16 protein-coding genes are annotated in these 14137 nt (G+C 73.3%); 8 read left to right on the top strand and 8 right to left on the bottom strand.

Annotation, left to right across the window (positions count from 1 at the left end):
- Positions 1–2: 2 nt before the first annotated feature.
- Positions 3–350 carry a helix-turn-helix domain-containing protein gene (locus MTF69_RS00175; RefSeq protein ID WP_243329379.1) on the bottom strand — a complete coding sequence of 116 codons (348 nt, stop codon included), beginning with the start codon at positions 348–350 and terminating at the stop codon, positions 3–5.
- Between the two features lie 97 nt (positions 351–447).
- On the opposite strand from MTF69_RS00175, the gene MTF69_RS00170 reads away from it, so the two are divergent.
- Complete coding sequence (locus MTF69_RS00170) at positions 448–1335, top strand: NAD(P)-dependent oxidoreductase (RefSeq protein ID WP_243329377.1); 888 nt, start codon at positions 448–450, stop codon at positions 1333–1335.
- Here the strand turns inward: MTF69_RS00170 and MTF69_RS00165 are convergent.
- The 3 genes from MTF69_RS00165 to MTF69_RS00155 all read right to left on the bottom strand — a co-directional run bounded on the left by MTF69_RS00165 (position 1325) and on the right by MTF69_RS00155 (position 3816).
- Positions 1325–2170 carry an EI24 domain-containing protein gene (locus tag MTF69_RS00165; protein ID WP_243329375.1) on the bottom strand — a complete coding sequence of 282 codons (846 nt, stop codon included), beginning with the start codon at positions 2168–2170 and terminating at the stop codon, positions 1325–1327. The genes MTF69_RS00170 and MTF69_RS00165 overlap by 11 nt on opposite strands.
- Before the next feature lie 134 nt (positions 2171–2304).
- On the bottom strand, positions 2305–2727 hold the full coding sequence (locus tag MTF69_RS00160; protein ID WP_243329373.1) for an organic hydroperoxide resistance protein: 423 nt from the start codon (positions 2725–2727) through the stop codon (positions 2305–2307).
- 66 nt (positions 2728–2793) lie between these two features.
- Complete coding sequence (locus MTF69_RS00155; RefSeq protein ID WP_243329370.1) at positions 2794–3816, bottom strand: NADP-dependent oxidoreductase; 1023 nt, start codon at positions 3814–3816, stop codon at positions 2794–2796.
- 103 nt (positions 3817–3919) lie between these two features.
- On the opposite strand from MTF69_RS00155, the gene MTF69_RS00150 reads away from it, so the two are divergent.
- Complete coding sequence (locus MTF69_RS00150) at positions 3920–4342, top strand: MarR family winged helix-turn-helix transcriptional regulator (RefSeq protein WP_243329369.1); 423 nt, start codon at positions 3920–3922, stop codon at positions 4340–4342.
- Between the two features lie 20 nt (positions 4343–4362).
- Here MTF69_RS00150 and MTF69_RS00145 read toward each other — a convergent pair whose 3' ends face one another.
- A complete protein-coding gene (locus MTF69_RS00145; RefSeq protein ID WP_243329367.1) occupies positions 4363–5154 on the bottom strand; it encodes a hypothetical protein in 792 nt (263 codons plus the stop codon).
- Positions 5155–5233: 79 nt separating this feature from the next.
- On the opposite strand from MTF69_RS00145, the gene MTF69_RS00140 reads away from it, so the two are divergent.
- Positions 5234–5836: a hypothetical protein gene (locus MTF69_RS00140; protein ID WP_243329365.1), complete on the top strand. Its 603-nt coding sequence runs from the start codon at positions 5234–5236 to the stop codon at positions 5834–5836.
- Here MTF69_RS00140 and MTF69_RS00135 read toward each other — a convergent pair whose 3' ends face one another.
- Positions 5837–6577 (bottom strand): triacylglycerol lipase, encoded by a 741-nt coding sequence (locus MTF69_RS00135; RefSeq protein WP_243329364.1) that lies wholly within the window; start codon positions 6575–6577, stop codon positions 5837–5839.
- Between the two features lie 242 nt (positions 6578–6819).
- Here MTF69_RS00135 and MTF69_RS00130 point away from each other — a divergent pair, with 242 nt between their 5' ends.
- The 3 genes from MTF69_RS00130 to MTF69_RS00120 all read left to right on the top strand — a co-directional run bounded on the left by MTF69_RS00130 (position 6820) and on the right by MTF69_RS00120 (position 11147).
- Entirely contained in the window at positions 6820–7857 is a 1038-nt protein-coding gene (locus tag MTF69_RS00130; RefSeq protein WP_243329362.1) for a rod shape-determining protein, read from the top strand.
- A complete protein-coding gene (locus MTF69_RS00125; RefSeq protein ID WP_243329360.1) occupies positions 7854–9449 on the top strand; it encodes a GAF domain-containing protein in 1596 nt (531 codons plus the stop codon). Before MTF69_RS00130 ends, MTF69_RS00125 begins: the two co-directional genes overlap by 4 nt.
- A gap of 306 nt (positions 9450–9755) precedes the next feature.
- A complete protein-coding gene (locus MTF69_RS00120) occupies positions 9756–11147 on the top strand; it encodes a carboxyl transferase domain-containing protein (protein ID WP_243329359.1) in 1392 nt (463 codons plus the stop codon).
- Here MTF69_RS00120 and MTF69_RS00115 read toward each other — a convergent pair.
- Both MTF69_RS00115 and MTF69_RS00110 read right to left on the bottom strand, forming a co-directional pair.
- Positions 11144–12274 carry an esterase-like activity of phytase family protein gene (locus tag MTF69_RS00115; protein WP_243329357.1) on the bottom strand — a complete coding sequence of 377 codons (1131 nt, stop codon included), beginning with the start codon at positions 12272–12274 and terminating at the stop codon, positions 11144–11146. The two genes, MTF69_RS00120 and MTF69_RS00115, sit on opposite strands and share 4 nt — an antisense overlap.
- A 133-nt stretch (positions 12275–12407) precedes the next feature.
- Positions 12408–13244 carry an AraC family transcriptional regulator gene (locus MTF69_RS00110; protein ID WP_243329355.1) on the bottom strand — a complete coding sequence of 279 codons (837 nt, stop codon included), beginning with the start codon at positions 13242–13244 and terminating at the stop codon, positions 12408–12410.
- 49 nt (positions 13245–13293) lie between these two features.
- On the opposite strand from MTF69_RS00110, the gene MTF69_RS00105 reads away from it, so the two are divergent.
- The gene (locus MTF69_RS00105) at positions 13294–13692 is read left to right on the top strand and encodes a cupin domain-containing protein (RefSeq protein WP_243329353.1); all 399 of its coding nucleotides are present in this window, start codon (positions 13294–13296) and stop codon (positions 13690–13692) included.
- A 161-nt stretch (positions 13693–13853) separates the two neighbouring features.
- On the top strand, positions 13854–14129 hold the full coding sequence (locus MTF69_RS00100; protein ID WP_243329351.1) for a hypothetical protein: 276 nt from the start codon (positions 13854–13856) through the stop codon (positions 14127–14129).
- The last annotated feature ends 8 nt before the right edge of the window (positions 14130–14137 follow it).

The raw sequence follows: 14137 nt of genomic DNA, 5'->3' as shown, positions 1-14137 counted from the left end.
CCTCAGGCGGTGCGCCGCGGCCCGTCGGGGAGCAGGTGCTTGGTGCCCCACGCGCCGAGGGCCTCCAGGGCCTCGTTCAGCTCTTGGCCGAGCGGGGTCAGGGAGTACTCCACGCGCGGCGGGACCTCCTCGTAGACCTCGCGGTGGACGATGCCGTCCGTCTCCAGCTCGCGCAGCTGGGCCGCGAGCACCTTCTCCGAGACCCCCGGGACCAGTCGGCGCAGTTCGCCGAACCGGCGCGGGCACTGCTCCAGCTCCCACAGGACCGACACCTTCCACTTGCCGTCGATCACGGACATCGCCGCGGCGATCCCGCAGTGATCCGCCCCCGGCCGCTGTGTCATTGCCATCACGCACCCCTCCCCACCTGTTCGCTCACCTCGGGGTAACCACCCACTCCGAAGTGCGTACTTGAGCACATGACGGCCCTCCACCAGGCTAATCGGCATGACCGACACCAGCACGAAGACCCCGATCACCCTCCTCGGACTCGGCGCGATGGGCACCGCCCTCGCCCGCACCTGGCTCACCGCCGGGCACCCCCTCACCGTCTGGAACCGCACCCCCGCCAAGGCCGAGGCCCTCGCGGCCGAAGGCGCCGTCGTCGCCGCGAGCCCCGCCGAGGCGGTGGCGGCGAACGGCCTGATCGTGGTCTGCCTGCTGGACCACGCCAGCGTCGGATCGGCCCTGGAGGGGCTGGACCTCTCCGGCAAGGACCTGGTCGACCTGACCACCGGCACGCCCGCCGACGGCCGCGCCCGGGCCGCGTGGGCCCAGGAGCGCGGGGCCCGGTTCCTCGACGGCGGGATCATGGCCACCCCGTCGATGATCGGCGCCCCCGCCGCCGGTGGATACGTCTTCTACAGCGGCTCCCCCGACCTGTTCGAGGCCCACCGGAGCACCCTGGAGGTCCCGGCCGGCGTCCGCTTCGTCGGCTCCGACCCCGGCCACGCGGCCCTGCACGACGTGGCCCTGCTGAGCGCGATGACCGGGCTCTTCGCCGGGATCTCGCACGCCTACGCGCTGATCGAGGGCGAGGACATCTCCCCGAAGGACCTGGCTCCGCTGCTGACCGAGTGGCTGGGGGCGATGGGCTTCTTCGCGGGCGCCGCCGCCGAGCGGCTGGTCTCGGGGGACTTCACCACGGGCGTCGAATCGAACCTGGCCATGCAGGTCACGGCGAGCGCCACCCTGCTGCGGACCGCCGCGGAGCAGGGGGTCAGCCCCGAGCTGATCAGTCCCTACCTGGACCTGATGCGGGAACGGCTGACGGCCGACCCGGCGGCCCACGCCGGCGAGGACACCGCCGGGGCGATCACTCTGCTCAGGCGCTGAGCTGCTTGCCCGGAGCCTGGCCTTGCGCGGGACCCTGGCCCTGAGCCTGGCTGTGGCTGTGAGCCTGCCCCTGGCCCTGCTCCGGCCCCTGCTCCGCGTCTTCGCCCACCAGGTCACGGACCATGAGCGTCGCCCCGGCCACCGCGCCCGGCATCAGGAACACGGCGACGAGCGGTACCAGGAAGGACACGACCAGCGGCACCCCGAAGCCGAGGGCCAGCATCCGCCGCCCGCGCAGCAGCGCGAGCTGCTCGGTGAGCTGGACCCGGCGGCGCATCAGGGCGACGGAGGTGAGCTCCTGGGCGAGGAAGAAGCCGGAGACGCAGAAGCCGAGGACCGGGACCACGGTCTGCCCGATCACCGGGACGAAGCCGAGCCCGAAGAGCAGGATGCCGAACAGCAGCACCCGGCCCAGGATCCGCAGGCTGTCGCGGGCGGAGATCCACAGCTCCTGCGGGAGCGTGAGGCCCGACTCCGGGACCTCGCCGCCCTCGGTGCGGTCGACCTGCTCCGAGAGGGACTCGTAGAACGGCTGGCCCACGAGCAGGGTCACGGCGGTGAAGGTGATCACCGCGAGGAAGAGTCCGAGGCAGAAGACCAGGGCGGTCAGGAAGCCGCGGAAGAGCCCGAGCCACGGGGAGGACCAGCCGTCGGCGAAGGGGGTCGCCCAGGCGGTCAGGTCGTCGGCGCCGTAGCCGAGGCCGATGAGCGCGCCGGCGTACAGCACGAGGGAGACGAGCCCGGGCAGCAGCCCGAAGCCCAGCCACCGTCCGTGGCGCAGTACCCATCGCTGTCCGGCCAGCAGATAGCCGAATCCCCCCGCAAGATCACGCATGGTTCCAGTTTAGGGCGGGCGCCCGGGCAGGCGGACGCCGGGCATGCCGAAGGCCGCACCCCGGTGCCTGGGTGCGGCCTTCGACGTACCGTGCGTACCGGATGAACCGGCCGACCGGTCGAGCGGGTCGGAGATCAGACCGCGAGCTCGACCGTGATGTTGCCGCGGGTCGCCTTGGAGTACGGGCAGACCTGGTGGGCCTTCTCGATGAGGTCCTTGGCGGTGGCGGCGTCCACGTTCGGGATGGAGGCCGAGATCTTGACGATGATGCCGAAGCCGTCGTCGTTCTTGCCGATGCCGACCTCGGCGGTGACGGTGGAGCCGGTGATGTCGGCGTTCTCGTTGCGGGCGACGACGCCGAGCGCACCCTGGAAGCAGGCGCTGTAGCCGGCGGCGAACAGCTGCTCGGGGTTGGTGCCCTCGCCGCTGCCACCGAGCTCCTTCGGCGGGTTCACGACGACGTCGAGGCGGCCGTCGTTGGTGGCGACGCGACCGTCACGGCCGTTCTCGGCGGTGGCAATGGCGGTGTACGCGACGTCGGACTGCTGGATGGACATGTAAGGAAATCCTCCTGGTGAATCGCCGGGACTCGCGCCCACGCGTCGCGGCGGTGTGGAGTGAGCCTAACCGGTGAAAGAAACGATCATCTTTCCGGTGTTGTCGCCGCGCAGCATTCCGAGGAAGGCGTCGGTGGCGTTCTCCACTTCCCGCACGACCGTCTCGTCGGCGACGAGCTGCCCGGAACGCAGCCAGCCGGCCACGTCCTGGACGAACTGCGGCTGCAGTCCCGCGTGGTCCCCGACCAGCACGCCCTGCAGGCGCAGGCGCTTGCCGATGACGAGGGCGAGGTTGCGCGGACCGGGCACGGGCTCGGTGGCGTTGTACTGGGCGATGGCCCCGCACAGGGTGGCCCGGCCATGGACCTTCAGGGAGGAGATGGCGGCCTCCAGGTGGTCCCCGCCGACGTTGTCGAAGTAGACGTCGATGCCCTCGGGGGCGGCCTCCTTCAGCTGCTCGGCGACGGGGCCGCTCTTGTAGTTGAAGGCGGCGTCGAAGCCGTACTTCTCTGTGAGGAGGGTCACCTTCTCGTCGGAGCCGGCGGAGCCGATCACCCGGGAGGCGCCCTTGATCTTCGCGAACTGGCCGACGAGGCTGCCGACCGCGCCGGCGGCGCCGGACACGAAGACGGAGTCGCCCTCCTTGAAGGAGGCGACCTCGAAGAGCCCGGCGTAGGCGGTCAGGCCCGGCATGCCGAGGACGCCGAGGTAGGCGGAGAGGGGGGCGAGCGAGGCGTCCACCGGGGTGGCGTGCCGGGCGTCGACGTCCGCGTACTCGCGCCAGCCCAGACCGTGCAGCACGTGGTCGCCGACCGCGAAGCGCTCGTCGGCCGAGGCCACGACCTCACCGACCGCGCCGCCGTCCATGGGCTTGTCGAGCTGGAAGGGCGGGATGTACGACTTCACGTCGTTCATCCGGCCGCGCATGTACGGGTCCACGGACATGTGGAGGTTGCGCACCAGAATCCGGCCGGCGGCGGGCTCGGCATTCACCGGTACCTCGCGCAGGGCGAAGTCCTCGGCGACGGGCCAGCCCTGCGGGCGGCGGACGAGGTGCCACTCACGGCTGACGGCGGGGATCTCGGACATGCGTCACTCCTGGATGGGGGAAGAAGTGCAAAATGCTTCAGGACGTGAAACAACCATGCGCCTGGATATTTCATGTTGTCAAGTAAGTGGGTACGCTGGATCCATGCCCAGCCGTCGCGCAGATCCCCTGACCCTCGAAGTCGTCGAGCTCATCGGCGACGTCGTGACCCGCTACCACCAGGAGTACGAGCACGCGGCCTCCAGCCACCAGCTCACCGGCGCCCAGGCCCGCGTACTGAACCTGCTCTCCCTGGAGCCGATGCCGATGCGCAAGATCGCGCAGAAGCTGCGGTGCGAGCCGTCGAACATCACCGGCATCGTGGACCGCCTGGAGAGCCGCGGGCTCGTCGAGCGCCGCCCCGACCCGGCCGACCGCCGGGTGAAGCTGGCCGCGCCCACCGAGGACGGCCTGCAGACCGCCGACCGGCTGCGCGAGTCGCTGGACTTCGCCCGGGAGCCCCTGGCCGGGCTCACCGCGACCGAGCGCGCGGTCCTGCGGGACCTGCTCAGGCGGATGCTGGGCTGAGCTGCCCGCTCACCGCCCGCTCACCAGCACAGCGGGTTCCACCAGTCGTCGCAGTCCGGGGTGGGCTCCGGGGTGGGGGTCGGGGTAGGCGTCGGGGTCGGGGTCGGGGTCGGCTTCTTGCCGGGCTTCCCCTTGGGTCCCTTCGAGCTCGCGCTCTCGCTGGGAGTCGCGGAGCCGCCGCCACCCGATGTGGTCGGAGCAGCGGACGTGGGAGTCCGGGAAGGCCTCCGCGACGGCCCCGCCCCGGAGGCGGAGCCCGACGCCCCGTCCGTGGTGGCTCCGGTACTCCGGCCGGTGCCGCCCGGCTTCGCGCCCCCGGCCGTGCCCTTCCCGGAGCCGGCGGCCGGGCCCTTCGCCGAAGCCGTCCCCGTGGGCGCGGCCGGGTCCCCCGTCAGGCCCGGCAGCGGAGCCGGCTCCGCGGGACCCGCCTCGTCGGTCAGCGCCACCCTGGCCGCCCGGTCGGTGCGCTGCCCGTCGGTCGCCAGCCGGGCCAGGCCCAGGGTGGCTCCGGCGGCGAGCACTAGCCCGAGCCCCAAGGTGAGCGCGGTCCGGCGGCGTCGGCGGTGCCCGGCGCGGCGGCGGTCGGCGGCGCGGCCCCGAGCCCGGCCCCGGCCGTGCCCCCCTTCCCCGGACAGCACGACGAGGGAGTCGGCGTACACGTCGGCGAGCGCGGCCGGGTCGCTCCCGAAACCGGCGGGGCCGGGGGCGGGCGCGGCCGGCGCGGCGGATATCAGGCGTTCGGCCGGGGTCCCGCATCCGGCGCACGCCAGCGCGCCGTTGAGGTACCTGCGGCAGGCGATGCAATAGTCCATGGCGCCCCGCAGGCTACGCGTTCGCTCACAACGGCCGGATACCGGGATCGTGAGGATTCTGTGTGGAAGGGTTGACTCCATGACGAGGACGCCGGGAACACCGCCCCTCACCCCGGGCCCCTTGGGCCCCGCCGGCTTCCAACTGGTGCTGCTGCGCCGGATGGCGGACTTCCAGCCGGGGCTCGCGGAGGAGGCCCGGCGGCGGCTCGGCGCCTCCCTCGCCGAGCAGCGGGAGACCAACAAGCGCTGGCAGGCCATGGTGCGGTCGCCGCGGTCGCGGGGCGCCCTGGCCCGCTACCGCTCGGTGCTCGGCCCGCCCGGGGCCGTCTCCTCGCGCACGATCGGCGATCTGACGTGCGAGGCCCTGCTGTGGCCGGTGCCGCTCTGGCCCGATCTGCGCTTCGAGGTGCTCGCCGCGCCGGACGGGGCCGTCTGGAACGAGTGGCTGGTCCGGGCCCCGGGCGCGCCCGGTCCCGTACTGGAGTCGCCCGAGGACCTGCTGCCCTGGTCGGCGACGGTCGACGAGGTGGCGCGAGCCTTCGCCCCCGTCCGCCCGATGGAGGGCACCGCGCCGACGCGGTGGCGGCTGGCGTTCACCGCGTCGGGGCGGGCCTGCGTCGCGGAGTTCACGTACGGCCTGCTCCAGGAAGTGTCCGTGGGAGCGGCGGCCGACGGGCCCTAGTCAGGAGCGCAGGAAGGACCGTACGCCCGCCGAGGTGGGGTCGTCCCCGAGCAGGTCGTTGTGCTTGAGGCAGCCGACGGGGGCGTTCGCGGCCCCGGTCAGCGGGACGCTGTCGTCGGGGTTGACGACCTCGTCGCAGTGGGACCAGAAGGTGGCGTACCGGACCGTGCCGGGGGTCTCGTCACCGGAGTTCAGGTTCCTCACCACGTAGGAACCGGGGGTCATGTCCCGGCAGGCCTGGTCCCACAGGGCGCAGGCCCAGGCGGTGGAGGTGCCGCGGTTGGGGCCGGCGAGGGAGACCCAGCGGTCGACGTACGGGCCGCCGCCTCCGAACTTCACGTACCAGCGGGTGACCAGCGAGCCGAAGGAGTGGGCGACCAGGTCCACCCGGGCGGCGCCGGTCTGCCGGCGTACCCCGTCCACGTAGGCGGCGAACCGTCCGGAGAGCACCTCGTTGACCGACTGGTGGGTGTCGTATCCGAAGGAGAAGAGCTCGGAGTCGGCGTACCCGTCGGCGCGCAGGTCCTCGCGCAGGGAGCCCCAGACGCCGGGGTCGGCGTTGTAGCCGTGCACGAAGACCACCGGATTGCGCGCTCCGGCCGGTCCTGAGGGCGCGCCGGAGGCCTGGGCCTGGACGAGACCGGAAGGCGCGCCGGAGGCCTGGGCCGGGAGCGCGGGCGCCGCGAGCAGGGCCAGGCAGAGCGTCAGGAGGGCGAGCAGCCTCTGGCGGACCGTCAGCATCGAGTCCCCTTTACCTTGTTACGCACGAGTAGCAGGATCGGTGCGGGCATGGTCGCGCCTGGCGTCGCAGAATTCCACCCCCGTGCAGCACTCACCCGCACCCCTCGTGACCCTTCCGTATCTCACGACACCCCCCACCCGGAGCATCAAATCGGGCAATACGAGTAATTCACCCGAGAAGATACGAAGTGTGACCGGCACCCGCCGGTCTTCTTGCGTCAGCGCTCTCGGGAGGATCTGCCGTGACCGTCAGTCTTGAGCAGTTGCGCCGCTGCCACGTGGCCGTCGACCTCGGAGCGGCCAGGACCCGCGTCTACGTCAAGGGCCTCGGCCTGGTCGTGGACGAGCCCAGTGTCGCCGCCGTGAACACGCGGACCGGCGCACTCATCGCCGTCGGCACCTTCGCCGAGCGGATGACCGGCCGCACGCCCGACTACATCCGCGTGGTCCGCCCCGTCTCCGGCGGCACCGTCGTGGACATCGAGATGGCCCAGCGCATGCTGCGCCACCTCCTCGGTGAGAAGCTGCGGCGCGCCCTGCGCCGCAAGCCCCGGCTGCGGGCCGCCGCCTGCACCCCGCACGACGCCGACCCGCTCGCCCAGCGCGCGGCGGTCGAGACGATGGTCGGCCTCGGAGCCCGGCGCGTCGAACTCGTCGACACCCTGATCGCGGCGGCCGTCGGCTGCGGACTGCCCGTGGAGCAGCCGACCGCGACGATGATCATGGTGTGCGGGGCCGCCGCCACCCAGGTCGCCGTCCTCTCCCTCGGCTCGATCGTCACCGCCGTACGGATCCCGGTCGGCGGCGAGGCCATCGATCACGCCGTCGTCCAGCACCTGCGCCACGCGCACGAGCTGATGCTGCCCAGCCAGGCCGTCCGTCCGCTCCAGCTGGCCCTGCACGGCAACGGCATCACCGCCGAGGGCCCGGCCTCCACGCTCATCCACGGCCGCGACGTGTCCACCGGACTGGCCCGCTCCGTGAACGTGGACACCGCGGCCGTCCGCGACGCCATCTACACCCCGCTGACCGCCGTGCTCGACGGCATCGGCAAGGTGCTGCGCGACTGCCCGCCGGACCTGGTGGCCGACCTGACGGACCGAGGGATCATGATGGTGGGTGGCAGCGCCCTGCTGCCGGGCCTGGACCAGATGCTCCGCGATGCCACCGGGATGCCCGTGGCCATCGCCGAACGGCCGGACGTCTGCGCGGTACTGGGCCTCGGCATGATGATCGAAGGGAAGATCTCCCCCATGGTTCTGAACCCCCTGGCCGAATGACGCACGCCGAGCCGCCCCCGCCGGCCCCCGTGGACGGGAGGGGCGTCGCCGCCCGCCAGGCCGCCAGCCTGCCCGTCCTCCTGGAGGCGGTCCTCAGCGTCGGTTCCGAACTCGAACTGCGGACCACCCTCCAGCACATCGTGGATTCGGCGACCGAGCTGTGCGCGGCACGGTACGGAGCGCTCGGGGTCGTCGACCCCGAGCGCGTCCGGCTGACCGGGCTGTTCACCTCCGGCATGACCGAGGAGGAGAAGACCGCGATCGGCCGGCTGCCGGACGGCCGTGCCGGCCTGCTCGGCGCCCTGGTCACCGATCCGCGCCCGCTCATGCTGGAGGACCTGAACGAGGACCCCCGCGCGGGCGGATTCCCGCCGGGACACCCCCCGATGAAGGGGTTCCTCGGCGTCCCGATCCGGGTCCACACCGAGGTTTTCGGCAACCTCTACCTCACCGACAAGCACGGCGGCGGGCCGTTCACCGACGAGGACCTCGCGCTGCTGCGCGTCCTGGCCTCGCAGGCGGGGATAGCGATCGGCAACGCCCGGCTGTACGAGACCGCGCGCCGCCGGGAGCGCTGGATCGAGGGCGCCGCCGCCGTGACCACCACCCTGCTGGCGGGCCGGCCGGCGGCCGACGCGCTGATGTGCGTGGCCGAACGGGCCCGGCTGCTGGCCGACGCCGCGGCCGGGGTCGTCCTCCAGCCCACCCCCGAGGGCGGCATGGAGATCGTGGCCGCCTCCACGCACGGGGACCCCGGGGACCTGGTGGGCACGGCCATCGCGCCGGGCTCGGCGGTCCTGGAACAACTGCTGGGCGGCGAGCCGGTCTTCATAGAGGACTCGGCGACGGACCCCCGGATGACCACGCACGTACGGGAGCGCTTCGGCCCCAGCATGATGCTGCCCCTCCAGAGCGGCGGCCAGCTCATCGGGACGCTCGCCCTGCCCCGCGACCGCGGCGGCCCCGCCTACGACGCCGTGGACCGGCTGCTGGCCTCGCAGTTCGCCTCCCAGGCCGCGCTGGCCCTGGTCCTGGCGGACGCGCAGCACGACCGCGAGCAGCTGGCCGTCTACGAGGACCGGGACCGCATCGCCCGCGACCTCCACGACCTGGTGGTCCAGCGGCTGTTCGCGACGGAGATGATGCTGGAGAGCACCCGGCGGCGCTCCGCCAAGGCACCCGCCGGGGACACCGTCGGCGAGGAGCTGGGCCGGGCCGTGGACGAGCTCGACTCCACCATCCAGGAGGTCCGCACGGCCATCTTCGCCCTCCAGCAGCCCCCGACGGACGCCCCGACCACCTTCCGGGGCCGGGTCCTGCGGGAGACCGGCGGGGCCGCGGTCCTGCTGGGCTTCCAGCCGTCGGTGCACTTCGCCGGCACGGTGGACGCGCTGCTGCCGGATCAGGTCGCGGACGACCTCCTCGCCGCCCTGCGCGGTGCGCTGGCCGCGGCACACCGCCGGGCGGAGGTCACCTCCATCGACGTCGAAGTCGACGCGGTCCCCGCCCGGGTGCGCCTCACCGTCTCCGACGACGGCCGTACGGAATCGGGCACCCGAGGCACCACCCTGACCTGGGAAGCCCCGCTCTGACACCGGGGGTGGCGGACCCTGCGGGGCCGTCCCCGACCCGCCCTTCCACCGTTCCCCGGGCTCCGCCCGGACCCATTGCCGCGTGCGGCGCCGCTCCCGGGGGCCAGCCCCCGGACCCCCGCTCCTCAAACGCCGGAGGGGCTGGATCAGCCACATCCAGCCCCTCCGGCGTTTGAGGAGCGGGGTCTGGGGCGGAGCCCCAGGGAACGGTGGAAGGGCGGGTAGGGGACTTCGCCCCGCAGGGCCCACCCACCCGCACCAGCCCCGCACGAGGCCTCCCCGGGCCGCGCCCCATAGGGTGTCGACGTGACGACCCGCCCCTCGGCCCGCGCCGCCATCGCCTCCGCCACCGACCCCGGCAGCTTCGCCGAACTCCCCACCCCGCCCGGGGACTCCGCCCCCGACGGCCCCCTCGGCTGGGCCGGCTACGACGACTCCCGCGCCCGCGCCGCCGCACGGACCGGCGAGGACGAGTCCGTCGTCACCGGCACCGCCCTCATCGGCGGCCACGAAGCCACCGTGATCGCCTTCGAGTTCGGCTTCCTCGGCGGATCCCTGGGCCACCGCACCGGCGACCGCCTGGAGGCGGCCTACGCCCATGCCCGCGCCCACCGCCTCCCCCTGGTCTCCTTCATCGCCACGGGCGGCTCCCGCATGCAAGAGGGCATGCTCGCGCTGACCCAACTGCAGCGCGTGGCCCGCCAGTCCGCCCTCACCCGCGCCGCCGGCCTCCCGCAGGTCGCCGTCCTGCGCGACCCCACCACCGGCGGCGGCTGGGCCACCCTCGGGGCGGGGGCCGACGTGATCCTCGCGCTGCCCGGGGCCCAGGTCGGGTTCGCCGGGTCCCGGGTACGGCCGCCGGACGCGGATCCGGCCGCGTACACCGCCGAGGGGCAGTACGCCGCCGGGCACGTGGACGCCGTCGTCCCCGCCGCGGAGCTCCCCGCGACCCTTGCGGCCTGGCTCCGGGTGCTGGCCGCGCCCCGGTCCGCCGGGCCCGTGGCACCCCCCGCCGCGCTGGCCGACGTAGAGCTGCCGCCCACGGGATGGGACGCCGTCCGGCAGGCCCGTCACCCCGGCCGGCCGCGCGCGGGGCGGTACCTGGACGCGTACTTCGAGCTCCGCCTCCCCCTCTCGGGCGACCGGGCGGGCGGCACCGACCCCGGGATGCTGTGCGGGTTCGGGCTCCGCGAGGGCCGGGCCGTGGCCTACGCCGCCCAGTGCGGCACCGCCACCCGCCCGGCCGGGTACCGCACGGCGGCCCGGGTGATCCGGCTCGCGGACCGGCTCGGGATCCCGGTGCTCACCCTCGTGGACACCCCCGGCGCCGCCAACGACGCCGCCGCCGAGCACGCGGGCGCGGGCGCTGCCATCGCGGACGCCTTCGCGGCGCTCGCCTCGGCCGGGGTCCCCCTCACCACCCTCCTCATCGGGGAGGGCGGCTCGGGCGGCGCCCTCGCCCTCGCGGCGCCGGGCAACACCTGGGTCACTCCGGACAGCTACTTCTCGGTGATCGCCCCCGAACTGGCGGCGGCCATCCTCAAGCGCCCCCCGGAGTCGGCCCCGGCGACGGCGGACCAACTGCGCGTCCGCCCCCAGGACCTGGTCGCCCTGGGGGTCGCCCGCGGCATCGTCTCCCCCGCGAAGGGGGAGACTGAGGAGACGGAAGGGACGGAAGGGATGGAAGGGGTGGCTTAGCGCCCCCCGCTCCGCGCCGGCAGCTTCACGTCCAGCCGGTACAGCCGGGTGATCTCCTGCGGGAACTCGTTGTCGTCGCTGACGAGCAGCAGCCGGACCCGTCCGAACCGGTCGCGCCCGTCGTCGTCCGTGACCACCATGCCCTCGACGTTGTCGACCAGCGGGTGGTTCTGCGGCAGCTTGGACGGCGCGCCCAGCGTCGGGCAGCCGTCGAGGTCCCCGATCGGCGTCTTGCGCGCGGTCCGCAGCCCCTTCCCCTCCGACGGCACAGACAGGGCAGCCACCGTCGAGGTGTCCGTGGCGCCCAGGGGGTCGGCGAGGTACAGCCGCACCGTGATCTTGAACTGCTGCGTGAACCCGCGCTCCAGCACGAGCAGCCGGCCGTCGCGCGTCGGCGCGAGCTCCACCAGCCCGTGTCCGGCGTCCACCGGGTAGGCGTACTGCCGCCCGAGCACGAACTCCCCGTTCCGGCCGCGGCGTTCCCAGGTCTGGATCCGCTGGAGAGTCCGCCCCTGCGCGTCCTTGCCGTCTCCGGCCAGCACGCCCTCGATTCCGGCGACGAGGGTGTGTCCGCCGGGCAGCAGGGTCAGCGATTCGAAGGTCTGGTTGACGGTGGCCCGGCCCTCTGGCGCGAGCTTGAACCCGGCCGGGATCGGCAGCGAGCCCAGCACTTCACCGGTGCGGGCGTACCGCCGGATCGCAGGGGAGGTCTCGTCCGTCACGAGGTAGGTGCCGTCGCGGTCGACGACGATCCCCTCGGAGTCGACGGCCTTGCCCGCGCCGTCGGTCAGCGGCAGCCGCGCGGCCGCGGTGGCCGTCGGGGTGTCGCCGCGGCCCACGTCCAGCTTGTACAGGACCGACTTGTCGGAGATCGCGGCGATGCTGCCGTCCCGGTCCACCGAGAGCCCGGAGAGCCCGCCGACCAGCTTCCCGTCGATGAGGGTCTTGTCGAGGGAGTCCGAGTAGCCGGCGACCGAGAGGTACGGCGAGCAGGAACGGTCCTCCTTCGGCGACCCGGGCGCCCCGGAGGACGCGGGGCCCGCGGGGCCCGCGAGGGCCTGCGGGACGAGAGCCCCGGAGAGCGCGGCGGTGGCCACGGCGGTGGTGACGAGCGTACGAAGGCGCATGAAGGCCTTCCTCCTGGATCAAAGGGGAGATGCGAGGCGGGGGGTGGGAGCCAACTTCCTAACTGTCATATGGCGAATCGAAAGAAAACGGAAGACCCGGCAACGCAACGGCAACGAACCCGCCAACTTCCCTTCACACCCGTCCGGATCGGGCGAACCTCCCCGGGCTGGTCCCCACGTGCCGCCCGAAGTGCCGCGCCAGGTGCGCCTGGTCGTAGAAGCCCGCCGCCACCGCGGCGTCGGCCGGCCGCATCCCCGCCAGCAGCAGCCGCCGCGCCTTCGCGACCCGCAGCCCGGTGAGGTAGGCGTGCGGCGGGAGCCCGAACGCCTTCCGGAAGCTGCGGATCAGGTGGGTGGGATGGGCGTGTCCCAGGAGCGCGGAAGCCTCCTCCAAGGTGATCCCGCCGAGGACCCGCGCATCGAGGAGCTCGCGCAGTCGTACGGCCGTATCCGGGCCCGGAACCCCGTACGGGACCAACTGGCGCCCCTCCAGCCACGTGCGCAGCCGCTCCTGGACGAAGGCGAGCCGCGACTGCGCCTCCAGCCGCTCGACCGCCCCGGCCGGCAACTCCCGCGGGCCCAGCGCGCGGTGCAGTCCGTGGATCCGGTCGCGCAGGGCGGCGTCGAGCAGCAGCGGTGCGTCGACGGCAGCCCCGGTCAGCGACTCCGGGAGCACGGACGCGTCGAGGTACAGCACGCGCTTGCGGAAGCCCGTCTCGGTGACGGTCCGCCCGTCGTGGACCACTCCGGGCGGCAGCAGGACCACCGTCTCCGAGCCACCGACGCCGTGCCGTTCGCGGTCGAGCCCGAAGTCGACGCGGCCGCCGTCGAGGATCATCAGCGCCCACGTGTCGTGGACGTGGGCGGGGTAGGCGTGATCGGTGAACCGGGCGTGGAACACCTCGGCGATCCCCGGCACCGGCGGCTGCCAGGCCGAGACCGTGCTGAGGGGGCGTATCGCGGCCTTCATGTCAGGAACGTACAAGACCGGTCGGCTCGCACCCCGGCAGCCTGTCCGCATGACGACACCCGAGAGCACGCACGAGAACGCCCACCCGGCGCCGGCCGTGGTCAGCATCGCGGAGAAGCTGGCCGGTTTCACCGAGCAGTGGGCTCCGCACCGGATCGCCCGGGTCAACGACTACGAGGTCAAGATCGCCAAGATCCAGGGCGAGTTCATCTGGCACACCCACGAGGACACCGACGAGCTCTTCCTCGTCGTCAGCGGCACCCTGACGATCCGGCTGCGCGCCGGGGACGTCGTACTGAACCCCGGGGAGATCTACGTGGTCCCGCGCGGGGTGGAGCACTGCCCGCAGGCGGACGGGGAGACGGCGATCCTGCTGTTCGAGCCCGCCGGCACCGCCAACACCGGCGGGGAGGTCAGCGACCGCACCCGCGAGCCGGTGGACGCGTAAGGGGTCGCTCGGCGTCGGAACCCCGAGGTCCTCCCTGGGCGTCTCCTGCACGGGACACGAGGGAGGGGTGGGCCGTGCGCGGTTGCGGGGAAGGTACGGGCGGCAGGGGGTGGCCCGGCAGTCGCTTATGGGCGCCGGCGCTGGCGAATCTCCTGATCGGGGTGGTCGCCGTCATTCCGGTCGGGTGCGTCTGGTGGCTCGTGACGGTGTACCCGTCGGCGAAATGCAGTGCCCGGAGCTGCGACGAGGAAGCGGCCGAACCCGCATTCGCCACGGTGTACGGCGCCGCACTCGGCGGCCTGTTCGTCCTGGGGCTGATCCTGGTGGTGGACGTCCTCCTGCCGCGGCAGGAGGGCTGGCGCCTTCACAGGTGGCTCGGCATGGCCGTCCTGGTCCCGGTGCCCTTCGCCGTCGGCCGGGCCCTGGGCTGGTGGTAGCTCGTGCG

It is taken from the genome of Streptomyces sp. AP-93, assembly GCF_022808175.1.
Taxonomy (GTDB): Bacteria; Actinomycetota; Actinomycetes; order Streptomycetales; family Streptomycetaceae; genus Streptomyces.
Note: the sequence above shows the minus strand (reverse complement) of the source record. Positions and strands in the feature narration are given on the sequence as shown.